Genomic DNA, 24,839 nt, shown 5'->3' with positions numbered 1-24,839 from the left:
TTTCGCCTCCCTTTATTTAGAGATTACTTTACTTTTGGAACGGCATTCCAACTTGAGTAAGTAGTTCACGAGCTTCTTCGTCAGTGTTGGCAGTCGTTACGATAACGATATCCATACCACGAACTTTGCTCACTTTATCGTAATCAATCTCAGGGAAGATAAGTTGTTCTTTAACACCTAATGTATAGTTCCCACGTCCGTCAAAGGATTTCTTTGAAACGCCGCGGAAATCACGTACACGTGGTAAAGATACAGATACTAGCTTATCAAGGAATTGATACATACGCTCTCCACGTAATGTAACTTTCGCTCCGATAGGCATACCTTCACGCAAACGGAAGCCTGCGATTGATTTTTTTGCTTTTGTTACAACAGGTTTTTGACCAGTGATCAATGTAAGCTCTTCAACAGCTGTATCTAAAGCTTTAGAGTTAGATACTGCGTCACCCACACCCATGTTAATAACGATTTTCTCAATGTTTGGTACTTGCATTACTGATTGATAGTTGAATTTACCCATCAACGATGGTGTAATTTCACTTTTGAATTTTTCTTTAAGGCGGCTCATTGCTTAGTGTACCTCCCTTCATTTATGACTTATTTATCTAAAGATTCACCTGATATTTTAGCTACGCGTACTTTTTTACCATTTTCGATCTTATATCCAACACGAGTCGGTTTACCTGATTTTGGATCAAGTGGCATAACATTGGATACGTGAATAGCAGCTTCTCTGCTGATAATTCCACCTTGTGGATTAAGTTGAGATGGCTTGGAATGCTTTTTCACGATGTTAATTCCTTCAACAAGCACACGATTTTGTTTCGGATATGCTGCAAGAATTGTTCCTTGTTTGCCTTTGTCCTTACCAGAGATGACTACGACTTTGTCACCTTTTTTAACATGCATTAGCTTGGCACCTCCTTGAAAGGCTTTATACAAATTTTACATATTATAGAACTTCTGGAGCAAGAGAAACGATCTTCATGAAGCTATTGTCACGTAATTCACGAGCAACAGGTCCAAAAATACGAGTTCCACGTGGGCTCTTATCGTCACGGATAATTACACATGCGTTTTCATCAAAACGAATGTAAGAACCGTCAGGACGACGCATACCACGTTTTGTACGGACAACAACAGCCTTAACGACTTCACCTTTTTTAACAACGCCTCCTGGTGTTGCCTGTTTAACTGTACAAACGATGATATCACCGATGTTTGCAGTTTTACGGCCAGAACCACCTAGGACTTTAATTGTTAGCACTTCACGAGCACCTGAATTGTCAGCGACTTTTAAACGAGATTCTTGTTGAATCATGTACGGTACCTCCCTTCGGAATTAGCTTAATCCGAACTATATTAAATGATTACTGCTTTTTCTACTACTTCTACAAGACGGAAGCGTTTCGTAGCTGAAAGTGGACGAGTTTCCATGATACGTACTACGTCGCCTGCTTTAGCTTCGTTTAGCTCGTCATGAGCTTTTAACTTTTTAGAGTATTTCACGCGTTTACCGTATAAAGAATGCTTTTTATAGGTTTCTACAACAACTGTAACTGTTTTATCCATTTTATCGGATACTACGCGGCCAGTGTAGATTTTGCGTTGGTTGCGTTCGCTCATTCTGCAAACCTCCATTCATTATCGATTAGTGACACCGATCTCTCTTTGACGAACAACTGTTTTCATACGAGCAATCGATTTGCGAACTTCACGGATGCGAGCTGTATTTTCAAGTTGTCCAGTAGCTAACTGGAAACGAAGATTAAATAGTTCTTCTTTAAGAGATTTTAGTTTTTGTTCAATTTCAGCAGTGGTTAGATCTTTGATTTCATTAGCTTTCATTTGTTTCACCACCAATTTCCTCTCTTTTTACAAACTTACATTTGATTGGAAGTTTGTGTGCTGCAAGGCGCAATGCTTCTCTTGCCACCTCTTCAGATACACCAGAGATTTCAAACAATACTTTGCCCGGTTTAACAACTGCTACCCAACCTTCAGGAGCACCTTTACCGGAACCCATCCGTACTTCTAGCGGCTTAGCTGTGTAAGGTTTGCTTGGGAAGATCTTGATCCAAACTTTTCCTCCACGTTTCATATAACGAGTCATCGCAATACGAGCTGCTTCGATTTGGCGGTTAGTGATCCAGGAAGCTTCTTGAGCTTGAAGTCCAAATTCTCCGAAGTGAACTTCAGTGCCGCCCTTAGCCATCCCTCTCATCTTACCGCGGTGTTCACGACGGTATTTTACGCGTTTTGGCAATAACATATTATTTTCCTCCTTCCTCAGATTTCTTCTTAGTAGGAAGAACTTCTCCACGGTAGATCCAAACTTTCACGCCTAGCTTACCGTAAGTAGTATCTGCTTCAGCATGAGCATAGTCTATGTCAGCACGAAGTGTGTGAAGTGGAACTGTTCCTTCGCTGTAATGTTCAGCACGAGCAATATCAGCACCGCCAAGACGACCAGAAACTTGAGTTTTGATTCCTTTAGCGCCAGAACGCATTGTGCGTTGGATAGCTTGCTTCTGAGCACGACGGAATGAAACACGGTTTTCTAATTGACGAGCGATGTTTTCAGCAACCAATTTTGCGTCAAGATCTGCTCTTTTAATTTCGATGATATTGATATGAACTCTTTTGCCAGTCAACTGGTTCAAAGCTTTACGAAGTGCTTCGACCTCAGTACCGCCTTTACCGATAACCATTCCTGGTTTAGCAGTGTGGACAGATACGTTGATACGGTTTGCTGCACGTTCGATTTCAACTTTGGACACTGAAGCATCGTTTAAGCGTTTCGCGATATATTCACGAACTTTGATGTCTTCATGCAAAAGAACTGCGTAGTCTTTATCAGCGTACCATTTGGATTCCCAGTCACGGATTATCCCGATACGCATACCGATTGGATTTACCTTTTGACCCACAGATTACCCCTCCTTCTTTTCTGATACAACGATTGTAATATGACTAGTACGTTTGTTGATTGCACTCGCACGACCTTGAGCGCGAGGACGGAAACGTTTTAATGTTGGTCCTTCGTTAACGTATGCCTCTGAAACGACTAGGTTATTAATATCCATTTCGTAGTTATGTTCTGCATTTGCGATAGCAGATTTCAGAATTTTTTCTACGACTGGAGAAGCAGATTTTGGTGTTAAGCGAAGAATCGCAACTGCTTCACCTACTTGTTTTCCTCGAATTAAATCTGCGACTAAACGCACTTTACGAGGAGCAATACGAACTGTTTTAGCGACAGCTTTAGCTTGCATGAGATGCCCTCCTCTCATTAACGTCTTGTTTTCTTGTCATCACTTGCGTGACCTTTATAAGTGCGTGTAGGCGCGAATTCGCCTAGTTTGTGTCCTACCATATCTTCTGTTACATAAACCGGCACATGCTTACGACCGTCATAAACAGCGATTGTATGTCCGATGAATTGCGGGAAGATTGTTGAGCGACGAGACCAAGTTTTAACTACCTGTTTCTTGTCAGCTTCATTTAACTTTTCAACTTTTACCAATAAATGATCATCAACAAAAGGCCCTTTTTTTAAGCTACGACCCATGCGAGTACCTCCCTTCGTGACTGTTCTACGGTTCGATTTATGAACCGTAGCTCAATCCCGTTATTTTTTACGACGACGTACGATAAATTTATCGGATTTGTTTTTCTTTTTACGTGTTTTGAATCCAAGAGTCGGTTTGCCCCATGGAGACATTGGTGATTTACGTCCGATTGGTGCTTTACCTTCACCACCACCGTGCGGGTGATCATTCGGGTTCATTACTGATCCACGAACTGTTGGGCGTTTACCTAACCAACGGTTACGTCCAGCTTTACCAATGTTGATAAGTTCATGTTGTTCGTTACCAACTTGACCGATTGAAGCACGGCAAGTAGCAAGAATCATACGAACCTCACCTGAGTTTAAACGTACAAGTACATAACGGCCTTCTTTACCAAGCACTTGTGCAGATGTACCTGCTGAACGGACTAATTGTCCACCCTTACCTGGTTTAAGCTCGATGTTATGGATTACTGTACCAACTGGGATGTTAATAAGAGGAAGAGCGTTACCCACTTTAATGTCAGCTTCTGGACCTGACATGATTTCCAAACCTACTTCTAGGTTTTTCGGAGCTAGGATATAACGTTTTTCTCCATCAACGTAATTAATTAATGCAATGTTTGCAGAACGATTTGGATCGTACTCAATAGTAGCAACGCGTCCTGGTATACCATCTTTATTCCGTTTGAAATCGATGATACGGTATTGACGCTTGTGGCCGCCACCTTGATGACGAACTGTTAACTTACCTTGGTTATTACGGCCGCCTTTGCTGTGTAAAGGAGCAAGTAATGATTTTTCCGGTTTGTCTGTAGTGATCTCAGCAAAATCGGAAGTTGTCATATTACGTCGACCGTTAGAGGTAGGTTTATACTTCTTAATCGCCATTTGTATTTCCCTCCTTCTCTAATGAATTAAGCCTCGAATAGCTCGATTTCTTTGCTGTCAGCAGTTAATTTAACAATAGCTTTACGGCGCTTGTTAGTATAGCCTGCGTGTTTGCCCATGCGTTTGAATTTACCTTTGTAGTTCATGATGTTAACTTTCTCAACTTTAACGCCGAAAATTTCTTGAACAGCATCTTTAACTTGAGTTTTGTTAGCTCTTACATCAACTTCAAATGTATATTTTTTTTCAGCCATTACGTCTGAAGAGCGTTCAGTGATTACGGGGCGCTTAATGATATCGCGTGCATCCATTATGCAAGCACCTCCTCTACTTTTTCGACAGCTGATTTAGTCAAGATCAATTTGTTGTGTGATACAACATCAAGAACATTAAGACCAACAGCTTCCACTACAGTAACACCAGGGATGTTACGTGCAGAAAGAGCAACTTTCTCATCTAAACCGTCAGTAACGATCAACGTTTTAGTATCAACGGAAAGGTTTTTAAGTACAGCTACAAATTCTTTTGTTTTTGGAGCTTCGAAAGACAAGCTATCAAGTACCAAAATGTTTTCTTCCAATGCCTTTGCAGACAATGCAGATTTAATAGCTAAACGACGAACCTTTTTAGGCAATTTGTAAGCGTAAGATCTTGGAGTTGGTCCAAAAACAACGCCACCGCCACGCCATTGTGGAGAACGGATAGAACCTTGACGCGCACGTCCAGTTCCTTTTTGTTTCCAAGGTTTGCGTCCACCGCCTGCAACTTCAGAACGGTTTTTAACTTTGTGAGTTCCTTGACGTAAGGAAGCTCGTTGCATGATGATTGCTTCAAATAATACATGATTATTAGGTTCGATACCAAAGATGGATTCATTCAGCTCGATGTCGCCAACTTGTGAACCTGTTTGGTTGAACAATGTAACTTTTGGCATTCTATTGCTCCTCCTTTCTTAGAAATTACTTTGCTTTAACAGCAGTTTTAACTTTGATCAACGCTTTTCTAGCACCTGGTACATTACCTTTGATCAATAGTAGGTTACGTTCAACATCAACCTTAACGATAGCTAAGTTTTGAACAGTAATTTGTTCCCCACCCATACGTCCTGGTAATAATTTACCTTTGAATACGCGGTTTGGAGCTACAGGACCCATTGAACCTGGGCGACGGTGGTAACGTGAACCGTGAGACATTGGTCCGCGAGATTGTCCATGACGCTTGATAGAGCCTTGGAAACCTTTACCTTTTGAGATTCCTGATACATCTACTAAATCGCCTTCAGCGAAAATACTTACATTGACTTCTTGACCGATCTCATATTCAGTAAGATCCGTTCCGCGGAATTCGCGAATGAAGCGCTTAGGAGTAGTATTTGCTTTTTCAACATGTCCCTTTTCAGGTTTGTTAGAAAGCTTTTCACGTTTGTTTTCAAAACCAACTTGAACTGCTTCATAGCCATCAGTTTCAACAGTTTTCTTTTGAAGAACCACGTTGTTAGCAGCTTCGATAACTGTTACCGGGATAAGTTCACCGTTTTCAGCAAAAACTTGAGTCATACCGATTTTTCTTCCTAAGATTCCTTTGGTCATAAGTCACACCTCCTAGAGTAATTGTTCATATTTATATGAATTATAATTTGATTTCGATGTCAACGCCTGACGGTAAATCTAAACGCATCAATGAATCAACTGTTTGTGGAGTTGGGTTAACGATGTCGATTAGACGTTTATGCGTACGCATTTCGAATTGTTCACGAGAATCTTTGTATTTATGAACCGCACGTAGGATCGTGTAAACCGATCTTTCAGTAGGTAATGGAATCGGACCAGATACAGCCGCACCAGAACGTTTTGCAGTTTCAACAATTTTCTCAGCAGATTGATCAAGGATTCTGTGATCATATGCTTTTAAACGGATACGAATCTTTTGTTTTGCCATAATTTTCCCTCCTTTTCGCCTATTTTAAAATAGACCTTCTCAATGGAAATTTCCCACACACTCGCCATGGCAAAGCGGCCGGGTGTGTCAGCAACCTTCCATATCATCGCAGTCAAAGACCAACATTGTCTATTATACATAAAGCACAAGTAGAAAGCAAGTATTACTTAGACTTTTCTTGTGCAACACACTTTTATTATTATACATACTATCTCAAGTATTTACAAGTACATTCTATAAGGTCTTTAAAATCCATTTTCTTCATATGGCCAAAGCTCAACATGATACTGAAAGCTACGTATCATTATCTCTATAATGGAGGGAAGTATAATCGTAAACACAAAAAAAAGCAGATGGCGTCCCATCTGCTCTTTTCGGAAGGCGTCCCTTCCCATATTGTTTTAGTGAATCAATTATTCTTGGATTGTAGCAACTACGCCAGCGCCTACAGTACGTCCACCCTCACGGATAGAGAATTTAGTACCTTCTTCGATAGCGATTGGAGCGATAAGTTCAACAGTCATTTCGATGTTGTCCCCAGGCATAACCATTTCTACGGCTTCAGGAAGGTTACAAATACCAGTTACGTCAGTTGTACGGAAGTAGAACTGAGGACGGTAGTTTGTGAAGAATGGAGTGTGACGTCCACCTTCTTCTTTAGAAAGAACATAAACTTCAGCTTTGAACTTTGTGTGCGGAGTGATTGTACCTGGTTTAGCAAGTACTTGTCCACGTTGGATATCTTCACGGGATACACCACGAAGTAGTGCACCGATGTTGTCACCAGCTTCAGCATAGTCAAGAAGTTTACGGAACATTTCAACACCAGTTACAGTTGTTGGTTTTGATTCTTCGTTGAAACCGATGATGTCAACAACGTCACCGACTTTAACTTGTCCACGCTCAACACGTCCTGTAGCAACAGTTCCGCGTCCAGTGATTGAGAATACATCCTCAACTGGCATCATGAATGGTTTTTCAGTGTCACGAGTTGGTTCTGGGATATACTCGTCAACAGCTGTCATTAATTCATGGATTTTTTCTTCCCAAGCAGCGTCTCCTTGAAGAGCTTTAAGGGCAGAACCTTTGATAACTGGAATGTCATCACCAGGGAATTCGTATTCAGAAAGAAGATCACGGATTTCCATTTCTACTAATTCAAGAAGTTCTTCGTCATCAACCATGTCGCATTTGTTCATGAATACTACTAGGTATGGTACACCTACTTGACGTGAAAGAAGGATGTGCTCACGAGTTTGTGGCATCGGGCCATCAGCAGCAGATACTACTAGGATTCCGCCGTCCATTTGAGCAGCACCAGTGATCATGTTTTTAACATAGTCAGCATGTCCTGGGCAGTCAACGTGTGCATAGTGACGAGTAGCTGTTTCGTACTCAACGTGTGCTGTAGAGATTGTGATACCACGTTCTCTTTCTTCTGGAGCACCATCGATTTGGTCATAAGCGCGAGCTTCTGCGCCACCAGATTTAGCAAGTACAGTTGTGATTGCAGCAGTTAGAGTTGTTTTACCATGGTCAACGTGACCAATTGTTCCAACGTTAACGTGCGGTTTTGAACGATCAAATTTAGCTTTTCCCATTAGGAATTCCTCCTTAGTATTATAAATAAAAGATTAAGTATATAAGGGCTGTGAAAGAAGACTAAATCTTCCATCACAGCTTACATAAGATAGTTATACTTTAATAAGAGATGAAAATCAATTATTCACCTTTATTTTTTTTGATGATTTCTTCAGAAATGCTCTTAGGTACTTCTTCATAGTGATCGAAGTGCATAGAGAATGTTCCGCGTCCTTGTGTGTTAGAACGTAAAGATGTAGCATAACCGAACATTTCAGATAGTGGAACCATCGCTTTAACCATTTGCGTGTTACCGCGAGCTTCCATACCTTCTACGCGTCCACGGCGAGATGTGATATCTCCCATGATGTCGCCTAGATAATCTTCAGGAATGACAACTTCAACCTTCATGACTGGTTCAAGGATAACCGGTTTACATTTAGAAGCAGCATTTTTAAGAGCCATTGAAGCAGCAATTTTAAATGCCATTTCGTTGGAGTCAACGTCATGGTAAGATCCGTCGAATAATTTTGCTTTGATGTCGACTAGCGGATACCCAGCAAGTACACCACGATCAAGTGAATCGACCAATCCAGCTTGTACAGCAGGAATGTATTCACGTGGTACTACACCACCGACGATAGCATTTTCAAATTCGAAGCCTTTACCTTCTTCGTTTGGACCAAATTCGATCCATACGTGTCCGAATTGTCCACGTCCACCAGATTGACGAACGAATTTACCTTCGACTTTAGCTGAACCACGGAAAGTTTCACGGTAGGCTACTTGAGGAGCACCAACGTTTGCTTCCACTTTGAATTCACGGCGCATACGGTCAACAAGGATGTCCAAGTGAAGCTCACCCATACCGGCGATGATCGTTTGACCAGTTTCTTGGTCAGTATGTGCACGGAATGTTGGATCTTCATCTTGTAGCTTTTGTAAAGCTTGAGACATTTTGTCTTGGTCTGCTTTTGATTTCGGTTCAACTGAAAGCGAGATAACTGGCTCTGGGAACACCATGGATTCAAGAATAACTTGGTTCTTGTCATCACATAGAGTATCACCAGTCGTCGTATCTTTCAAACCAACAGCTGCAGCGATATCCCCTGCGTAAACAGTAGATATTTCTTCACGGCTGTTTGCGTGCATTTGAAGGATACGTCCAATACGCTCACGTTTTCCTTTAGTTGAGTTGATTACATAAGATCCTGATTCCAATGTACCTGAGTACACGCGGAAGAATGTAAGTTTACCAACGTAAGGGTCAGTCATTACTTTAAACGCTAGAGCAGAGAACGGCTCAGAATCATCTGAATGACGTTCCACTTCATCTTCTGAATCCGGTAGAGTACCTTTGATAGCCGGTACATCCAATGGAGATGGAAGGAAGTCGATAACGTTATCAAGCATTAATTGAACACCTTTGTTTTTGAAAGCCGATCCACAGATAACCGGGAAGAACTCAACATTAACGGTAGCTGTACGGATGGCTGCTTTCAATTCAGCAATGCTGATTTCTTCGCCACCAAGGTATTTCTCCATTAAGTCTTCGTTAACTTCTGCTACTGCTTCGATTAGCTTTTCACGGTACTCTTCAGCCAATTCACGATGTTCTTCAGGAATTTCACCAACAGTGATATCAGTTCCTAGGTCATTACCATAAAAATGAGTTTTCATTTCGATAAGGTCGATGATTGCAGAGAATTGATCTTCAGCACCGATAGGTAACTGAACCGGGTGAGCATTTGCTTGAAGACGATCGTGGATTGTTCCTACTGAATAAAGGAAATCCGCACCGATTTTGTCCATTTTATTTACGAATACGACACGTGGTACACCATAAGTTGTAGCTTGGCGCCAAACTGTTTCAGTTTGAGGCTCAACACCTGATTGGGCATCAAGTACGGCTACAGCTCCATCAAGTACACGCAATGAACGTTCAACTTCAACTGTGAAGTCTACGTGTCCTGGCGTATCGATGATGTTTACACGGTGACCTTTCCACTGTGCAGTTGTTGCAGCGGATGTGATCGTGATTCCGCGTTCTTGTTCCTGTTCCATCCAGTCCATTTGTGATGCACCTTCGTGTGTTTCACCAATTTTATGGATTTTACCAGTGTAATAAAGAACACGTTCTGTTGTTGTCGTTTTACCAGCATCGATGTGAGCCATGATACCGATATTACGAGTGTTTGCTAAGGAGAACTCTCTTGCCATTTGTCTTTCTCCTTCCTTCTATAAGGATTTTATAGTGATTGATCTTACCAGCGATAATGAGCGAATGCTTTATTAGCTTCAGCCATTTTGTGTGTATCTTCACGTTTCTTAACAGCTGCTCCAGTGTTGTTGGCAGCATCCATGATTTCGTAAGCTAAACGCTCTTCCATCGTTTTTTCTCCACGAAGGCGAGAGTAGTTTACCAACCAACGAAGTCCTAAAGTCGATTTGCGGTCTGGGCGCACCTCAACTGGTACTTGGTAGTTAGCTCCACCCACACGGCGTGCTTTTACTTCTAATACAGGCATGATGTTTTTAAGTGCTTGATCGAAAACTTCGATTGGCTCATTGCCAGTACGTTCTTTGATTAAATCAAATGCAGAGTAAAGAATTTTTTGTGATTTACCTCTTTGTCCATCAACCATTAATTTGTTGATTAAGCGAGTCACAAGTTTTGAATTATAAATTGGATCTGGTAATACGTCTCTTTTCGTTACAGGTCCTTTACGAGGCATTATATTTCCTCCTTTCAAGAAAGTTCAATTTTTGTTTGAGATTATTTTTTAGCTGCTTTCGGACGCTTAGTACCGTATTTAGAACGGCCTTGCATACGATTGTTAACTCCAGCAGTATCAAGAGCACCACGTACGATATGGTAACGTACCCCTGGTAAATCCTTTACACGACCGCCACGGATAAGAACCACGCTGTGTTCTTGTAGGTTGTGACCGATACCTGGGATATAAGCTGTTACCTCGATACCGTTTGTTAAACGTACACGCGCATATTTACGTAACGCGGAGTTCGGTTTCTTCGGTGTCATAGTACCCACACGAGTGCAAACACCACGTTTTTGCGGAGATGATACGTTAGTTTGTGCTTTTTTAAAGCTGTTGTAGCCTTTGTTAAGTGCTGGAGATTTTGAGTTAACCTCTTTAGACTCGCGTCCTTTACGCACTAATTGATTAATAGTAGGCATTACATTTTTCCTCCCTTCACGTTTTCATTTCTAGTACCACACATCCAGGTGGTTCATAAATGGGTAAAAACAAAGTCTTTGCAAATAATATTGCAAAAACATTTTTACTTTTTAATGGCAACAGTTGCTGCTCCGACATCAATACCACATGCTTTGCCAAGCATTCTCATCGAATCAACATATGTGATAGGAACATCCAATTTCTTAGCGGTCTCAATGACGCGCCCAGTCAAGTATATATCTGCATCATCAGCGATGATAACCTCTTGAATTAAATTGTTTTTAAGAGCTCTAACTGCTTGTTTCGTTCCTATAATCACTGACTTTGCCTGTATTACTTTTTCATAAGACATGGTCCATATCCTCCAAAGTTACAGGGTAACATAGGAGCACCTTTGCTATAGTATCATTATAAGTCGGATACTGTCAACTTCTTTCAAAAAATTAATTAAAAGCAAAAGGTTTTCCATACATATTTCTATAAAGATTTGCAAATTGCTTTAGCGAAATATTAAGTCTGAATCCTCATCAGGCTCTCGGGCATGATGGGTAATTAAGGGAGACCAGCGCAATGATTTCCTGATCATCGGCTCCGCTGGATGGGAGCACCATATTCAGGTATCGTCATTGAGCTGGTCCGTTATTACTTAGTCAACAGATACTGTCTCGGTGTTTTCATCACCAACAACGACAGGGTTTGCTTTTCTGTAGCGAAGCATTCCTGTACCCGCTGGGACAAGTTTACCGATGATAACATTTTCTTTAAGGCCGAGCAACTCATCACGTTTTCCTTTGATTGCTGCATCTGTCAAGACTCTTGTAGTTTCTTGGAACGATGCGGCGGACAAGAACGAATCCGTTTCGAGAGATGCTTTAGTGATACCCAATAATACAGGGCGTCCTGTTGCCGGTAATTTGTTAGTCAATAATGCATCGGTATTTGCTGTAGTGAACTGGTTAACATCCAATAATGTTCCTGGAAGCACTTCCGTTTCACCCGCATCAAGCACACGGACTTTACGCATCATTTGTCTAACCATTACTTCGATATGTTTATCACCGATTTCAACCCCCTGCATCCGGTATACTTTCTGCACTTCATGCAGCAGGTATTCCTGAACGGTAAGTACATCGGTAACTTTCAGCAATTCTTTCGGGTCGATCGATCCCTCTGTCAACTCTTCACCGCGACGGACAGGAGTGTCGACAGTAACTCTTAGGCGCGCTGTGTACGGTGCAGTATATGTGCGAGACTCCACTGCTCCTTGAACAACGATTTCCTGTTGTTTATCCCTGATTTCGTTAATTGAAACAACCGTACCTTCAATTTCGGAAATGACAGCTTGACCTTTAGGGTTCCTTGCTTCGAAAATCTCTTGGATACGCGGAAGACCTTGTGTGATATCGTCTCCGGCAACCCCTCCGGTATGGAATGTACGCATCGTTAACTGTGTACCAGGTTCCCCGATTGATTGCGCCGCGATGATACCGACAGCTTCGCCCACTTCAACCTCTTGGCCGGTAGCCAAGTTGCGTCCGTAACATTTCTTACATACACCATGGCTGGTGTTACATGTAAAGGCAGAACGGATCCACGCTGTTTCTATACCTAGAGATTCAATATAATGAGCAAGATCTTCAGTGATAAGACCATTTTCAGGTACGATCACTTCACTTGTTTCTGGATGTCTGATCGCTTTTCTTGCATAACGGCCCACCAGGCGCTCTTCAAGATGCTCGATTATTTCAGTACCTTCTCTCAAGGCTGAAATTTTCAAGCCGCGGTCCGTTCCACAATCGTCATCACGGATGATGACATCTTGGGCAACGTCAACAAGTCGACGAGTAAGGTAACCGGAGTCGGCCGTTTTAAGTGCTGTATCGGCAAGACCTTTACGCGCACCATGTGTAGAGATGAAATACTCCAACACTGTTAAACCTTCACGGAAACTTGATTTGATCGGTAACTCAATGATCCGTCCAGCCGGGTTGGCCATCAATCCGCGCATACCCGCAAGCTGCGTGAAGTTAGAGGCGTTACCACGGGCACCGGAGTCACTCATCATGAAGATCGGGTTGCGGCGATCCAATGAGTCCATAAGTTTAGACTGAATCGTATCCTTTGCAGCACTCCAGATCGAGATGACGCGATCATAACGCTCATCCTCAGTGATCAAACCACGTCTGAATTGTTTTAAGACGTTATCCACTTTAGTTTGAGCTTCGGTGATGATTTCTTGTTTTTCTTTCAATACGACGATATCAGCCACACCAACAGTAATACCGGCTTTTGTCGAATATTTGAATCCAAGATCCTTCATCCTGTCAAGCATTTTGGATGTTTCGGTAATTTTAAAGCGTTTAAAGACTTCTGCGATGATATTTCCAAGAATTTTTTTCTTGAATGGATCAATAGCAGGCTGAGCCTCGATCAATTCAGGGATATTAGCGCCTTTTTCCACGAAATACTTTTCTGGAGTTTTCGTTTCCAGGTTATATCGAGTCGGTTCGTTAATATACGGGAATGATTTTGGTAAGATTTCATTGAAAATCAATTTACCGACAGTCGTAATTAACAACTGGCCGTTTTGCTCTTCAGTGAAAGTTTCATTATTTAGTGACGATGCATGGACGGCACAACGGGAATGCAGGTGAACATATCCGTTTTGGTACGCAAGCAACGCTTCACTTGTATCTTTAAAGATCATACCCTCGCCGATTGCGCCTTCTCTTTCCAACGTTAAGTAATAGTTACCTAAAACCATATCTTGGGAAGGTGTAACGACTGGTTTACCATCTTTAGGGTTCAAGATGTTCTGTGCAGCCAGCATGAGCATGCGTGCCTCAGCTTGGGCTTCAGATGAAAGCGGAACGTGAACCGCCATTTGGTCACCGTCAAAGTCAGCATTGTAGGCTGTACATACGAGCGGGTGCAAACGAATTGCGCGACCTTCGACCAAGGTTGGCTCAAATGCTTGGATACCAAGCCTATGAAGTGTCGGTGCACGGTTCAATAGTACTGGATGCTCCCTGATCACTTCTTCAAGCACATCCCAAATTTCAGGAGATAAACGTTCAATTTTACGCTTGGCGGATTTAATGTTATGCGCCAAACCTCTTTGAACCAATTCCTTCATGACGAATGGTTTGAATAACTCGATCGCCATTTCCTTCGGAAGACCGCATTGGTACATCTTTAAGTTTGGTCCTACTACGATAACCGAACGTCCAGAGTAGTCAACACGTTTCCCAAGAAGGTTTTGACGGAAGCGGCCTTGTTTACCTTTTAACATATGAGATAAGGATTTTAATGGGCGGTTACCAGGTCCTGTTACCGGACGGCCACGACGGCCATTATCGATAAGAGCATCGACAGCTTCTTGAAGCATACGCTTTTCGTTTTGAACGATAATGCTTGGCGCACCAAGGTCTAGCAGTCGTTTTAACCGGTTATTACGGTTGATGACACGACGGTATAAATCATTTAAATCAGACGTAGCGAAGCGTCCGCCGTCAAGTTGTACCATTGGGCGAAGTTCCGGTGGAATGACCGGCAGCACGTCAAGGATCATCCATGAAGGTTCATTACCGGAGTTACGGAATGCTTCCAGCACTTCCAAGCGTTTGATAGCACGGGTCCTGCGTTGTCCTTGAGCTGTTTTAAGCTCCTCTTTCAACGACTCTACTTCCTTTTCCGTATCTATATCTTGTAAAAGTTTTTTAATAGCTTCCGCACCCATTGCAGCTTGGAACTTCTTACCGTATTTTTCACGGTATGTACGATATTCCTTTTCGGAAAGAAGCTGTTTCTTTTCTAAAGTTGTATCGCCCGTTTCAGTTACTACGTAAGATGCAAAGTAAATGACTTCTTCCAGAGCACGTGGGGACATATCAAGTACAAGTCCCATACGGCTAGGGATTCCTTTGAAATACCATATATGTGAAACTGGCGCTGCCAGTTCAATATGACCCATACGTTCGCGACGCACTTTGGCACGAGTGACTTCGACGCCACAACGGTCACAGACTACACCTTTATAACGAACACGTTTATATTTTCCGCAATGGCATTCCCAGTCCTTTTGAGGTCCGAAGATTCTCTCACAGAATAAACCGTCTTTTTCAGGCTTTAACGTACGGTAGTTGATTGTTTCTGGCTTCTTCACTTCTCCATGGGACCAAGAACGAATCTTGTCTGGTGAAGCAAGACCGATTTTCATATACTCAAAATTATTAACGTCTAACAAGGGGCCTACCTCCCTTTTAATCTCCAGGTTTAACCCTTGATCACCGGAATTTATCAGGCAATCTACACCGGATGATGGTTGATTGAATCAATAAGGCTCTAACATGGCAGCAAGGTCTTCAAAGAAACTTCTTGCTGCCAGTCAGAGCGGATCATATATAACTAGATATGTTTATATTTAATTATTCTTTGACAGGTGCCCCTACTTCGGAGGCAACCATATCTTTTGTATCGGCATCAAGGCTTAATTTATCTGCTTGGTTGGCTTCTTCTTCATCTTCCAAATCACGCATTTCAATCTCGCGGTCTTCGGCATTAAGAATTTTAACATCCAATCCTAAACTTTGAAGCTCCTTGATCAATACTTTGAATGATTCAGGAACGCCAGGCTCAGGGACATTTTCACCTTTGACAATCGCTTCGTATGTTTTAACACGGCCCACGACATCATCCGATTTAACGGTTAGGATTTCTTGTAATGTATAAGCAGCACCGTATGCTTCAAGTGCCCATACTTCCATTTCACCGAAACGCTGTCCACCGAATTGCGCCTTACCACCAAGCGGCTGCTGCGTAACCAGTGAGTAAGGTCCAGTTGAACGTGCATGAAGCTTATCATCGACCATATGCGCCAGTTTGATCATATACATGACACCGACTGATACACGGTTATCGAATGCTTCACCTGAACGGCCGTCATATAAAACGGTCTTTGCATCACGGGACATCCCGGCTTCTTCAATCGTACCCCAAACATCTTCCTCGGTGGCACCATCGAAAACAGGTGATGCTACATGAATGCCAAGAGCGCGTGCAGCCATACCTAAGTGGAGCTCCAGCACCTGACCGATGTTCATACGTGAAGGTACACCAAGTGGATTCAACATGATGTCGACTGGTGTGCCGTCTGGTAAATATGGCATATCTTCCTCAGGAAGGATCCTGGAAATTACCCCTTTGTTACCATGTCGCCCAGCCATTTTATCGCCTTCATGGATTTTACGTTTTTGTACGATATATACACGAGCCAATTGGTTTACACCTGGAGGCAGTTCATCGCCATCTTCTCTGTTAAACACTTTAACATCAAGGACGATACCGCCGCCGCCGTGAGGTACGCGAAGCGATGTATCCCTGACTTCACGTGCTTTTTCACCGAAAATTGCATGTAATAGACGTTCCTCGGCAGTCAATTCCGTTACACCTTTAGGCGTGACTTTACCAACTAGAAGATCTCCGTCTTTCACTTCGGCACCGACACGGATGATTCCGCGTTCGTCAAGGTTACGAAGTGCATCTTCCCCGACGTTAGGGATATCACGAGTGATTTCTTCAGGCCCTAATTTTGTGTCGCGAGATTCAGATTCATATTCTTCAATATGGATAGAAGTGTACACATCATCCTTGACCAGACGTTCACTCATGATGATGGCATCTTCATAGTTGTACCCATCCCATGTCATGAAGGCTACCAATACGTTACGTCCAAGGGCTAATTCGCCTTTTTCCATTGAAGGGCCATCAGCAAGGATTTCACCTTTTACGACATTGTCGCCTACACTTACGATCGGGCGTTGATTATAGCACGTTCCTTGGTTGGAACGAATGAATTTTAATAGACGATACTTATCCAAGTTGCCTTTTACTTGCTGTCCGTCAACTTCACTAACCCGTCGGACCCATACTTCACGTGATTCAACGTGCTCTACGATACCAGGGTGTTTACAAATGACAGCTGCACCGGAATCTTTAGCCGAAACATATTCCATACCCGTTCCAACTCGAGGTGCTTCCGGTTGTAGCAATGGAACTGCTTGACGTTGCATGTTCGCTCCCATAAGGGCACGGTTGGAGTCATCGTTTTCCAAGAAAGGAATACATGCTGTCGCAGCAGAAACGACCTGTTTAGGAGATACATCCATGTAATCTACGCGGTCACGCGGAACAACGGTATTTTCACCGCGGAAACGTGCAACAACATCATTATCAAGGAAGGATCCGTCATCTGAAAGACGAACATTCGCTTGGGCAACTACATAGTTATCTTCTTCATCGGCTGTTAAGTAGTCGATTTGACTCGTAATTCTTCCAGTTTCCGGATCCACACGACGATATGGTGTTTCGATGAAACCATACGGGTTTACCTTTGCAAAACTGGAAAGCGAGTTAATCAACCCGATATTCGGTCCCTCAGGCGTTTCAATCGGACACATACGGCCATAGTGGGAATAATGAACGTCACGCACTTCAAAACCAGCACGCTCACGTGTCAAACCACCAGGTCCCAATGCAGAAAGACGACGTTTATGTGTCAATTCGGCCAACGGGTTCGTTTGATCCATGAACTGAGAAAGCTGTGAGCTTCCGAAAAACTCTTTGATGGATGCAATAACAGGACGAATGTTGATTAGTTGCTGCGGTGTGATCGTATTCGTATCTTGAATGGACATCCGTTCACGAACGACACGCTCCATACGCGATAAACCAATTCTGAATTGGTTTTGCAGCAATTCACCAACAGACCGCAGACGACGGTTACCCAAGTGGTCAATATCATCCGTGATTCCCACACCATGCAGTAAGTTAAAGAAATAGCTGATGGAAGAAATAATATCTGCCGGCGTAATGTTTTTGACCTTATCCGTCACATACGCATTACCGATGATATTGATTACTTTTTCACCTTCAGCATCATTTGGCGCAAAAACTTTGATAGGCTGAAGAAGGGTCTCTTCTTCCACCACGCCACCAGAAGGATGGAATGTTTTGAATCCGATTCCAGCTTCAATATGAGGTAGGATCCTATCAAGTGTACGGCGGTCTAGCATTGTACCTTTTTCGACGATGATTTCCCCCGTTTCAGGATCGATCAAAGTCTCTGCAATGCGTTGTCCGAACAGACGGTTCTTGATATGCAGTTTTTTGTTTATTTTATAACGACCTACGTTAGCTAAATCATAACGTTTTGGATCAAAAAAGCGTGAAACTAAAAGACTTTTCGCGTTTTCGACAGTAGGTGGTTCACCTGGGCGTAGACGCTCATAGATTTCCAGCAATGCTTTTTCGACACTCTCGGTATTGTCCTTCTCAAGAGTGTTGCGAAGGTATTCGTTGTCTCCGATCAAGTCAATAATTTCCTGATCAGTTCCAAATCCAAGGGCACGCATCAATACTGTAATAGGTAATTTCCTCGTGCGATCGATTCGAACATACACAACATCCTTGGCGTCTGTTTCATATTCAAGCCAGGCGCCACGGTTCGGAATAACGGTCGCAGAGAATCCTAACTTACCGTTTTTATCCATTTTACCGTTGTAATATACGCTAGGTGAGCGCACTAATTGGGATACAATGACCCGTTCGGCACCATTGATGACAAATGTACCTGTTTCCGTCATCAACGGGAAGTCACCCATAAATACATCTTGGTCTTTAACTTCCCCTGTTTCTTTGTTAACAAGGCGCACTTTCACACGAAGTGGTGCAGAATACGTAACATCGCGTTCTTTTGTTTCTTCCACAGAATACTTCGGCTCAGCTAAGCTGTAATCGATGAATTCTAACGATAAATTACCTGTAAAATCTTCAATAGGAGAAATATCCTGGAACATTTCCTTTAAACCTACATCTAGAAACCATTGATAAGAAGCTGTTTGAATTTCAATAAGATTCGGAAGATCCAAAACCTCACTGATTCTTGCATAACTTCTACGTTGGCGGTGTCGTCCATACTGAACAAGTTGACCTGTCAACTGATTCACCCCTTAAATCAAGCGTTATAAGGATCCATTTGCCTCGGAAAAGAAATCCTTTCCATAGACAAAAAGAAAATGGTTTTTATTTTAAAAACCACTATTTCTCATAAAACGAACTATTATTTATATATTTTTCCCATATTATCCATTGGTTATACACCAATGGTATAAAAATTGCATAGTTACGGAATTATATATATGCATTTTATAATACTAACATAGCGAAAATTTAGAGTCAAACCTTTTTGGATAATAGTATATAGTAACCTTTCTTCTTCAACGGCACTTCAACATTTCCAAATAATTGCTCCATTTTATCCATGGCGGATGGCGCGCCTTGTTTTTTTTGTATGACCACCCATAATTCTCCACCAACTGCCAAACTGCGATAGCCTTCTTCTAAGATTTCGTGGACTACACTTTTACCTGCGCGAATGGGAGGATTCGTAAGAATTGCAGCGAATTGATTGGAGCCTACTTTGTCAAAACGGTCGCTTTCAAAAATCTTCACATTTGCAATCCCATTAGAAGCGGCATTTTCTTTTGACAAATCAACAGCCCTGCTATTGATATCAATCATTTCTATCGTTCTCTCGGGATAAGACGCCGCGATTGATATTCCGATTGGCCCGTATCCGCAGCCTACATCGAGAATATTTCCATCCACAGCTTCATTAAGGGTGAAGCTCTCAACTAAAAGGCGCGATCCGAAATCGACTTCCTTCTTTGAAAATACACCATTATCACTTTTGAAGCGAAAGGTACGTCCCTTTAATGTAAAATCCCAAAATTTCGGATCGCTTACGACATCCGGTTTTTGTGAGTAGTAATGCTCTGTCAGAGTCATCTCCCCCTATCAGAAAGGAATATTGAAGATTTATGAGAGAAGATATTTGAAGAAGGGATGCTTGCATGCCGGAAGTTCGACGGCCAAGGCCCATCAACCAAACATTCAACGGCAGATTTCCGTCATTTCTTAAAAATGAAGAGAAAAAAGCCCGCCAGTGATAGCGAGCTTTTTGTTTATGCAAGATTACTTAACTTCAACGCCAGCTCCAACTTCTTCAAGTTTAGCTTTGATTTCTTCAGCTTCTTCTTTAGAAGCAGCTTCTTTGATTGCTTTTGGAGTGTTGTCAACAAGTTCTTTTGCTTCTTTAAGTCCAAGGCCAGTTACTTCACGAACAGCTTTGATGACTTTGATTTTTTGATCTCCAGCAGATGTAAGGATTACATCGAACTCAGTTTTTTCTTCAGCAACAGCGCCGCCAGCAGCAGCTACAGCTACAGGTGCAGCAGCAGTTACGCCAAATTCTTCTTCGATTGCTTTTACAAGGTCGTTTAATTCTAAAACAGTCATGTTTTTAACTGCTTCAATGATTTGATCTTTAGTCATTGTTATTTCCTCCTCGAAATGGTTGGTTTTTTTTGTTTCAATAGGCAGGTTAAGCGATTAGCTTACGCGCCTTGTTCTTCTTTTTGTTCTGCAACTGCTTTTGTAGCAAGAGCAAGTCCGCGCATAGGTGCTTGTAGCACGCTGAGTAGCATTGAAAGTAGGCCTTCGCGTGAAGGTAGTTCTGCAAGAGCTTTGATTTCTTCAGCAGTTGCAACGTTTCCTTCGATAACTCCAGCTTTGATTTCTAACGCTTCATGTTTTTTCGCAAAATCGTTAAGGATTTTTGCTGGCGCAATAACATCTTCAGTCGAGAATGCAATTGCGTTTGGTCCTGTTAATGATTCGTTCAAAGCGCTAAGTTCAGCACTTTCAGCAGCACGGCGAGTTAAAGAGTTTTTGTAAACTTTAAACTCAACGCCAGCTTCACGAAGTTGCTTACGAAGTTCTGTTACTTGAGCAACAGTCAATCCACGGTAGTCAACAACTACTGTTGATTGGCTTGCAGTCAGTTTCTCAGAAATCTCAGCAACGATCTTTTGCTTTTGTTCAATAATTGCGTTCATCCTTACACCTCCTGTAGATTTGCTTGAAAACATTTATACCGTTTCAAAGAAAAAGCCTTCATCTCTATTGCAGACATGAAGGCAGTAATTTCAAAGGTCATAGTCAACGACTATTATTATCGAATTACCTCGGCAGGGAATTAAGCTCTTATAGGAGCACCTACTGTCTACGGTACAAATGATATTCATTTATTAACAACAAAACTTATTATAACCATAATAGTTTTGGTATGTCAATTATTTATTGAAAGTTGAAGGATCCACTTTCACGCCAGGGCCCATTGTAGTCGTTACAGAAACGTTTTTCATGTAAGTTCCTTTAGCAGCCGCAGGTTTAACTTTAAGCAATGTATCATAGATAGTAGTGAAGTTTTCCACTAGCTTAGCATCTTCGAAAGATACTTTACCGATTGGAGCATGGATGTTACCAGCTTTATCTACGCGGTATTCAACTTTACCAGCTTTGATTTCATTTACTGCTTTCGTAACGTCAAATGTTACTGTACCAGTTTTAGGGTTAGGCATTAAACCTTTTGGTCCTAAAACACGTCCAAGTTTACCAACTTCACCCATCATGTCTGGAGTCGCTACGATTACATCGAATTCGAACCATCCTTGTTGGATTTTGTTGATGAAGTCAGATTCGCCAACGTAGTCAGCACCAGCAGCTTCCGCTTCTTTTGCTTTTTCGCCTTTAGCGAATACTAATACGCGTTGAGTTTTACCAGTACCATTCGGTAGAACAACCGCTCCACGAATTTGTTGGTCAGCTTTCTTAGGGTCTACGCCTAAACGGAAAGCAACTTCAACAGTCGCATCGAATTTTGCGAAGTTAGCTTTTTTAGCCACTTCAATTGCTTCAGTTACAGCATAAGCCTTAGATACTTCTACAAGCTTAGCTGCTTCAAGATACTTTTTACCTTTTTTTGCCATGATATAAATCCTCCTAAATTGTGGTTTTAACGGAATGACCTCCCACGAATAAAGGTTGCGAGTATCAATCGCAACCCCGTAGAAACAAATAGCAATTACATGGATTAGTCTTCGATGACAATACCCATGCTGCGAGCAGTACCTTCAACCATACGCATTGCAGCTTCAACGTTTGCAGCGTTTAGGTCAGGCATTTTAGTTTCAGCAATCTCGCGCACTTGATCACGCTTGACTGTAGCAACTTTATTACGGTTAGGTTCACCAGAACCAGACTCGATACCTGCTACTTTCTTAAGCAATACTGCAGCCGGTGGAGTTTTTGTAATGAATGTAAATGAACGGTCTTCAAATACCGTGATTTCAACAGGAATAATTAGACCAGCTTGATCTGCTGTACGAGCGTTGAACTCCTTACAGAATCCCATGATGTTTACACCAGCTTGACCTAATGCAGGACCGACTGGCGGTGCCGGATTCGCTTTACCAGCAGGAATTTGCAATTTAACCATTTTAATTACTTTTTTAGCCACGAGACACACCTCCTTATAAGTCCGTGATGTGGTAATAGGGGTATACCCTCCCACTCATCTTGAATTCTTTATATATTAATAAAGAATGCTTGTATCGTTGAGGCCTAAAAATTGAAACATACTGACCTTTGAAATTTTACCACTTTCAAATGGCAATTTCAAGTTTTTTTCCGTTTATAATTTTTCCACTTGGTTAAAATCAAGTTCTACCGGTGTATCACGACCGAACATATTGACTAGCACCCTTACTTTTCCTTTATCTTTATCAAGTTCTTCTATCGGTCCTGCAAAGGTTGCAAATGGCCCTTCTTTAACTTGAACGGTGTCTCCGAGTTCAAAATCAACTTCGAATTTGCTTTCATCAACGCCCATTCGCTTAAGAACGACTTCAATTTCTTCCGGAAGTAACGCAGTCGGTTTGGAACCGGCTCCAGACGAACCTACGAAACCTGTTACACCAGGCGTATTCCGGACTACATACCAGGAGTCATCCGTCATGATGATTTCCACCAGTACATATCCTGGAAATACTTTCTTTTTGGTTACTTTCTTTTTACCATCTTTAATTTCTGTTTCTTCTTCTTCAGGAACTACAACCCGGAAGATCTTATCTTCCATCCCCATCGTTTCAACACGTTTTTCCAAGTTAGCTTTAACCTTGTTTTCATAACCTGAATAGGTGTGAACTACATACCAATTCTTTTCCATGTGTTAGGACTTTAACGTCCTTCCCTCCCTGCAATCGATCATTTTTCTTTATTGAGCTTTATCTTTGAACGTTTTAGCCAAAAACCCAGTTCCGGCGTCATCCCGACTTAACTAGAATATTTTGTGGTGATTCATGGTGCAGCAGTGCGCGATTTTGAACTTATTAAAAAAGACAAATTAAAAAACCCGTTTCCGGGCTTTTCTGCTGACACATATTATTCTATCACTATTATACCTTATTTTCGAATCTCTTATTCAATAACTAAGCGAATTAATTCGGAAATGCCCAAATCGACCACTGTAAAGAATAAAGCCATAAATATTACAGTCGTTACTACCACGATTGTATATTTGGTAAGCTCCTTGCGTTTTGGCCAGCTTACTTTTTGCATTTCGCGAACGACACCGCTGAAAAATTCGGTAAAACGTTTCATGAATGTATCCTCCAAGCATTAGACAGCTTCTGTCAATCTATTTATAAAACATTTATTTCGTTTCTTTATGAATTGTATGTGCATTGCATGTACTGCAAAACTTCTTGATTTCCAGGCGTTCGCCGCTTGTCGATTGTTTGCTTTCATAACTGTAATTTCTTGAACCGCAATCCGTGCAGGCAAGAACGATTTTTTTGGGCATTTAGATACACCTTTCCTATCTACTATATCCCTAAAACCTTATCACGGCTGTCTTTTATTGTCAATATCAAAGCGGGATTCACCCAGTACGGATACCGTTCGGGCGCGACTTCGGTTTCCTGACATCCATTTAAATAATTTAGTGAAAATTAAATTTCCAAGTGGAGAAGGGACAGATGAAATTAAGCGGAAAAAGCGGAGGGATTATAAACTGATTTCCCTTACTTCCAAATAGCGCTCGAGCTTTCTTTTCACCCGCTGAAGGGCGTTGTCGATTGACTTAACATGCCTGTTCAACTCTTCAGAAATTTCCTGGTAGGTTTGTCCATCCAGGTAAAGAGCCAATACTTTTCTCTCAAGATCACTCAGGAGCTCGGCCATTTTCAATTCGATATCGTCAAACTCTTCTTTGTTGATGATCAGTTCTTCCGGGTCCAGAACTTTCGTACCCGATATAATATCCATAAGAGTTCGGTCCGATTCCTCATCATAAATGGGCTTGTCCAGGGAAACATAGGAATTGAGCGGAATATGTTTTTGACGTGTTGCCGTTTTAATAGCGGTAATGATTTGCCTCGTAATGCATAGTTCTGCAAATGCTTTGAAGGAAGATAACTTATCGCCCTTGAAATCACGGACAGCTTTATACAGGCCGATCATACCTTCTTGCACGATGTCTTCCTTATCTGCACCAATCAAGAAATAAGTCCTTGCCTTTGCTCTTACGAAATTACGATACTTTTGGATCAAATAATCCAGCGCTTCACTGTCACCAGTGTGAACCAACCCTATCAATTCATCATCATCAAACTGCAGATACTTTTCGTTCAGCTTCATTCCGAATTTGAGACCCACATTATATCCCCCTGACCTGACTCAGATAGAAATATTATACA

General features: G+C 41.9%; 30 protein-coding genes and 1 other annotated feature. All 30 genes read right to left on the bottom strand.

Annotated elements, in window-relative coordinates; translation table 11 throughout:
* Positions 1 to 28 precede the first annotated feature (28 nt).
* Positions 29 to 568, bottom strand: a complete 540-nt coding sequence (rplE, locus tag MHI53_RS00770; RefSeq protein WP_053349058.1) for a 50S ribosomal protein L5 — start codon at positions 566 to 568, stop codon at positions 29 to 31.
* A gap of 29 nt (positions 569 to 597) precedes the next feature.
* The gene (rplX, locus tag MHI53_RS00765; RefSeq protein ID WP_061141105.1) at positions 598 to 909 is read right to left on the bottom strand and encodes a 50S ribosomal protein L24; all 312 of its coding nucleotides are present in this window, start codon (positions 907 to 909) and stop codon (positions 598 to 600) included.
* 43 nt (positions 910 to 952) lie between these two features.
* The gene (gene rplN, locus MHI53_RS00760; protein ID WP_034305005.1) at positions 953 to 1,321 is read right to left on the bottom strand and encodes a 50S ribosomal protein L14; all 369 of its coding nucleotides are present in this window, start codon (positions 1,319 to 1,321) and stop codon (positions 953 to 955) included.
* A 41-nt stretch (positions 1,322 to 1,362) separates the two neighbouring features.
* On the bottom strand, positions 1,363 to 1,626 hold the full coding sequence (rpsQ, locus tag MHI53_RS00755; protein ID WP_034305007.1) for a 30S ribosomal protein S17: 264 nt from the start codon (positions 1,624 to 1,626) through the stop codon (positions 1,363 to 1,365).
* Between the two features lie 18 nt (positions 1,627 to 1,644).
* Entirely contained in the window at positions 1,645 to 1,848 is a 204-nt protein-coding gene (gene rpmC, locus MHI53_RS00750) for a 50S ribosomal protein L29 (protein WP_034305010.1), read from the bottom strand.
* Positions 1,838 to 2,272: a 50S ribosomal protein L16 gene (rplP, locus tag MHI53_RS00745; RefSeq protein WP_053349061.1), complete on the bottom strand. Its 435-nt coding sequence runs from the start codon at positions 2,270 to 2,272 to the stop codon at positions 1,838 to 1,840. Before rplP ends, rpmC begins: the two co-directional genes overlap by 11 nt.
* Before the next feature lies 1 nt (position 2,273).
* Positions 2,274 to 2,930: a 30S ribosomal protein S3 gene (rpsC, locus tag MHI53_RS00740; protein WP_034305014.1), complete on the bottom strand. Its 657-nt coding sequence runs from the start codon at positions 2,928 to 2,930 to the stop codon at positions 2,274 to 2,276.
* Positions 2,931 to 2,933: 3 nt separating this feature from the next.
* Positions 2,934 to 3,275, bottom strand: coding sequence for a 50S ribosomal protein L22 (gene rplV, locus MHI53_RS00735; RefSeq protein ID WP_034305017.1), 342 nt, complete (start codon positions 3,273 to 3,275; stop codon positions 2,934 to 2,936).
* Positions 3,276 to 3,292: 17 nt separating this feature from the next.
* On the bottom strand, positions 3,293 to 3,571 hold the full coding sequence (rpsS, locus tag MHI53_RS00730) for a 30S ribosomal protein S19 (RefSeq protein WP_034305018.1): 279 nt from the start codon (positions 3,569 to 3,571) through the stop codon (positions 3,293 to 3,295).
* A gap of 60 nt (positions 3,572 to 3,631) precedes the next feature.
* Positions 3,632 to 4,462 (bottom strand): 50S ribosomal protein L2, encoded by an 831-nt coding sequence (gene rplB, locus MHI53_RS00725; RefSeq protein ID WP_057915218.1) that lies wholly within the window; start codon positions 4,460 to 4,462, stop codon positions 3,632 to 3,634.
* Between the two features lie 26 nt (positions 4,463 to 4,488).
* Positions 4,489 to 4,773, bottom strand: a complete 285-nt coding sequence (gene rplW, locus MHI53_RS00720) for a 50S ribosomal protein L23 (RefSeq protein WP_057915217.1) — start codon at positions 4,771 to 4,773, stop codon at positions 4,489 to 4,491.
* On the bottom strand, positions 4,773 to 5,396 hold the full coding sequence (rplD, locus tag MHI53_RS00715; RefSeq protein ID WP_340372568.1) for a 50S ribosomal protein L4: 624 nt from the start codon (positions 5,394 to 5,396) through the stop codon (positions 4,773 to 4,775). The genes rplW and rplD overlap by 1 nt, the downstream gene beginning before the upstream one ends.
* 25 nt (positions 5,397 to 5,421) lie before the next feature.
* Positions 5,422 to 6,051, bottom strand: a complete 630-nt coding sequence (gene rplC, locus MHI53_RS00710; RefSeq protein ID WP_034305028.1) for a 50S ribosomal protein L3 — start codon at positions 6,049 to 6,051, stop codon at positions 5,422 to 5,424.
* Between the two features lie 40 nt (positions 6,052 to 6,091).
* Positions 6,092 to 6,400: a 30S ribosomal protein S10 gene (rpsJ, locus tag MHI53_RS00705; RefSeq protein WP_019244375.1), complete on the bottom strand. Its 309-nt coding sequence runs from the start codon at positions 6,398 to 6,400 to the stop codon at positions 6,092 to 6,094.
* 413 nt (positions 6,401 to 6,813) lie between these two features.
* On the bottom strand, positions 6,814 to 8,001 hold the full coding sequence (tuf, locus tag MHI53_RS00700) for an elongation factor Tu (RefSeq protein ID WP_340372567.1): 1,188 nt from the start codon (positions 7,999 to 8,001) through the stop codon (positions 6,814 to 6,816).
* Positions 8,002 to 8,122: 121 nt separating this feature from the next.
* A complete protein-coding gene (fusA, locus tag MHI53_RS00695; RefSeq protein ID WP_061141101.1) occupies positions 8,123 to 10,201 on the bottom strand; it encodes an elongation factor G in 2,079 nt (692 codons plus the stop codon).
* A 44-nt stretch (positions 10,202 to 10,245) separates the two neighbouring features.
* Positions 10,246 to 10,716 (bottom strand): 30S ribosomal protein S7, encoded by a 471-nt coding sequence (gene rpsG / locus MHI53_RS00690; protein WP_048677878.1) that lies wholly within the window; start codon positions 10,714 to 10,716, stop codon positions 10,246 to 10,248.
* A gap of 41 nt (positions 10,717 to 10,757) precedes the next feature.
* Positions 10,758 to 11,180, bottom strand: coding sequence for a 30S ribosomal protein S12 (rpsL, locus tag MHI53_RS00685; RefSeq protein WP_034305038.1), 423 nt, complete (start codon positions 11,178 to 11,180; stop codon positions 10,758 to 10,760).
* A 104-nt stretch (positions 11,181 to 11,284) separates the two neighbouring features.
* Complete coding sequence (locus MHI53_RS00680; RefSeq protein WP_061141100.1) at positions 11,285 to 11,533, bottom strand: 50S ribosomal protein L7ae-like protein; 249 nt, start codon at positions 11,531 to 11,533, stop codon at positions 11,285 to 11,287.
* A 294-nt stretch (positions 11,534 to 11,827) separates the two neighbouring features.
* Positions 11,828 to 15,427: a DNA-directed RNA polymerase subunit beta' gene (rpoC, locus tag MHI53_RS00675; protein ID WP_061141099.1), complete on the bottom strand. Its 3,600-nt coding sequence runs from the start codon at positions 15,425 to 15,427 to the stop codon at positions 11,828 to 11,830.
* Between the two features lie 181 nt (positions 15,428 to 15,608).
* Complete coding sequence (gene rpoB, locus MHI53_RS00670; RefSeq protein ID WP_061141098.1) at positions 15,609 to 19,178, bottom strand: DNA-directed RNA polymerase subunit beta; 3,570 nt, start codon at positions 19,176 to 19,178, stop codon at positions 15,609 to 15,611.
* A 238-nt stretch (positions 19,179 to 19,416) separates the two neighbouring features.
* Positions 19,417 to 20,022, bottom strand: a complete 606-nt coding sequence (locus MHI53_RS00665; protein ID WP_061141123.1) for a class I SAM-dependent methyltransferase — start codon at positions 20,020 to 20,022, stop codon at positions 19,417 to 19,419.
* A 192-nt stretch (positions 20,023 to 20,214) separates the two neighbouring features.
* The gene (gene rplL / locus MHI53_RS00660; protein WP_061141097.1) at positions 20,215 to 20,574 is read right to left on the bottom strand and encodes a 50S ribosomal protein L7/L12; all 360 of its coding nucleotides are present in this window, start codon (positions 20,572 to 20,574) and stop codon (positions 20,215 to 20,217) included.
* A gap of 62 nt (positions 20,575 to 20,636) precedes the next feature.
* On the bottom strand, positions 20,637 to 21,137 hold the full coding sequence (gene rplJ / locus MHI53_RS00655) for a 50S ribosomal protein L10 (protein ID WP_061141096.1): 501 nt from the start codon (positions 21,135 to 21,137) through the stop codon (positions 20,637 to 20,639).
* Positions 21,138 to 21,176: 39 nt separating this feature from the next.
* Positions 21,177 to 21,328 (bottom strand) — a sequence feature (ribosomal protein L10 leader region).
* Between the two features lie 46 nt (positions 21,329 to 21,374).
* A complete protein-coding gene (rplA, locus tag MHI53_RS00650; protein ID WP_061141095.1) occupies positions 21,375 to 22,070 on the bottom strand; it encodes a 50S ribosomal protein L1 in 696 nt (231 codons plus the stop codon).
* A 104-nt stretch (positions 22,071 to 22,174) separates the two neighbouring features.
* Entirely contained in the window at positions 22,175 to 22,600 is a 426-nt protein-coding gene (gene rplK, locus MHI53_RS00645; RefSeq protein WP_061141094.1) for a 50S ribosomal protein L11, read from the bottom strand.
* A gap of 174 nt (positions 22,601 to 22,774) precedes the next feature.
* Entirely contained in the window at positions 22,775 to 23,308 is a 534-nt protein-coding gene (gene nusG, locus MHI53_RS00640; protein ID WP_061141093.1) for a transcription termination/antitermination protein NusG, read from the bottom strand.
* 251 nt (positions 23,309 to 23,559) lie between these two features.
* Positions 23,560 to 23,742, bottom strand: a complete 183-nt coding sequence (gene secE / locus MHI53_RS00635; RefSeq protein WP_061141092.1) for a preprotein translocase subunit SecE — start codon at positions 23,740 to 23,742, stop codon at positions 23,560 to 23,562.
* A gap of 52 nt (positions 23,743 to 23,794) precedes the next feature.
* Complete coding sequence (gene rpmG, locus MHI53_RS00630; RefSeq protein ID WP_057915203.1) at positions 23,795 to 23,944, bottom strand: 50S ribosomal protein L33; 150 nt, start codon at positions 23,942 to 23,944, stop codon at positions 23,795 to 23,797.
* 203 nt (positions 23,945 to 24,147) lie between these two features.
* Positions 24,148 to 24,780 (bottom strand): RNA polymerase sporulation sigma factor SigH, encoded by a 633-nt coding sequence (sigH, locus tag MHI53_RS00625; RefSeq protein WP_100531088.1) that lies wholly within the window; start codon positions 24,778 to 24,780, stop codon positions 24,148 to 24,150.
* Positions 24,781 to 24,839 lie beyond the last annotated feature (59 nt).

It is taken from the genome of Peribacillus sp. FSL E2-0218 (assembly GCF_037992945.1).
Lineage (GTDB): Bacteria > Bacillota > Bacilli > Bacillales > DSM-1321 > Peribacillus > Peribacillus simplex_B.
Note: the sequence above shows the minus strand (reverse complement) of the source record. Positions and strands in the feature narration are given on the sequence as shown.

What these genes read in the sequence shown, in the direction of transcription:
- rpsG (WP_048677878.1), bottom strand. Translation starts at nt 10,716, where the DNA reads ATGCCTCGTAAAGGACCTGTAACGAAAAGAGACGTATTACCAGATCCA.
- rpsQ (WP_034305007.1), bottom strand. Translation starts at nt 1,626, where the DNA reads ATGAGCGAACGCAACCAACGCAAAATCTACACTGGCCGCGTAGTATCC.
- nusG (WP_061141093.1), bottom strand. Translation starts at nt 23,308, where the DNA reads ATGGAAAAGAATTGGTATGTAGTTCACACCTATTCAGGTTATGAAAAC.
- rpsS (WP_034305018.1), bottom strand. Translation starts at nt 3,571, where the DNA reads ATGGGTCGTAGCTTAAAAAAAGGGCCTTTTGTTGATGATCATTTATTG.
- rplC (WP_034305028.1), bottom strand. Translation starts at nt 6,051, where the DNA reads ATGACCAAAGGAATCTTAGGAAGAAAAATCGGTATGACTCAAGTTTTT.
- secE (WP_061141092.1), bottom strand. Translation starts at nt 23,742, where the DNA reads ATGAAACGTTTTACCGAATTTTTCAGCGGTGTCGTTCGCGAAATGCAA.
- rplB (WP_057915218.1), bottom strand. Translation starts at nt 4,462, where the DNA reads ATGGCGATTAAGAAGTATAAACCTACCTCTAACGGTCGACGTAATATG.
- rplL (WP_061141097.1), bottom strand. Translation starts at nt 20,574, where the DNA reads ATGACTAAAGATCAAATCATTGAAGCAGTTAAAAACATGACTGTTTTA.
- rpmG (WP_057915203.1), bottom strand. Translation starts at nt 23,944, where the DNA reads ATGCCCAAAAAAATCGTTCTTGCCTGCACGGATTGCGGTTCAAGAAAT.
- rplA (WP_061141095.1), bottom strand. Translation starts at nt 22,070, where the DNA reads ATGGCAAAAAAAGGTAAAAAGTATCTTGAAGCAGCTAAGCTTGTAGAA.
- rplN (WP_034305005.1), bottom strand. Translation starts at nt 1,321, where the DNA reads ATGATTCAACAAGAATCTCGTTTAAAAGTCGCTGACAATTCAGGTGCT.
- sigH (WP_100531088.1), bottom strand. Translation starts at nt 24,780, where the DNA reads ATGAAGCTGAACGAAAAGTATCTGCAGTTTGATGATGATGAATTGATA.
- rplJ (WP_061141096.1), bottom strand. Translation starts at nt 21,137, where the DNA reads ATGAACGCAATTATTGAACAAAAGCAAAAGATCGTTGCTGAGATTTCT.
- rplP (WP_053349061.1), bottom strand. Translation starts at nt 2,272, where the DNA reads ATGTTATTGCCAAAACGCGTAAAATACCGTCGTGAACACCGCGGTAAG.
- fusA (WP_061141101.1), bottom strand. Translation starts at nt 10,201, where the DNA reads ATGGCAAGAGAGTTCTCCTTAGCAAACACTCGTAATATCGGTATCATG.
- rplE (WP_053349058.1), bottom strand. Translation starts at nt 568, where the DNA reads ATGAGCCGCCTTAAAGAAAAATTCAAAAGTGAAATTACACCATCGTTG.
- rplW (WP_057915217.1), bottom strand. Translation starts at nt 4,773, where the DNA reads ATGGATGCACGCGATATCATTAAGCGCCCCGTAATCACTGAACGCTCT.
- rplD (WP_340372568.1), bottom strand. Translation starts at nt 5,396, where the DNA reads ATGCCAAAAGTTACATTGTTCAACCAAACAGGTTCACAAGTTGGCGAC.
- MHI53_RS00680 (WP_061141100.1), bottom strand. Translation starts at nt 11,533, where the DNA reads ATGTCTTATGAAAAAGTAATACAGGCAAAGTCAGTGATTATAGGAACG.
- tuf (WP_340372567.1), bottom strand. Translation starts at nt 8,001, where the DNA reads ATGGGAAAAGCTAAATTTGATCGTTCAAAACCGCACGTTAACGTTGGA.
- rpsJ (WP_019244375.1), bottom strand. Translation starts at nt 6,400, where the DNA reads ATGGCAAAACAAAAGATTCGTATCCGTTTAAAAGCATATGATCACAGA.
- rpmC (WP_034305010.1), bottom strand. Translation starts at nt 1,848, where the DNA reads ATGAAAGCTAATGAAATCAAAGATCTAACCACTGCTGAAATTGAACAA.
- rplX (WP_061141105.1), bottom strand. Translation starts at nt 909, where the DNA reads ATGCATGTTAAAAAAGGTGACAAAGTCGTAGTCATCTCTGGTAAGGAC.
- rpsL (WP_034305038.1), bottom strand. Translation starts at nt 11,180, where the DNA reads ATGCCTACTATTAATCAATTAGTGCGTAAAGGACGCGAGTCTAAAGAG.
- rplV (WP_034305017.1), bottom strand. Translation starts at nt 3,275, where the DNA reads ATGCAAGCTAAAGCTGTCGCTAAAACAGTTCGTATTGCTCCTCGTAAA.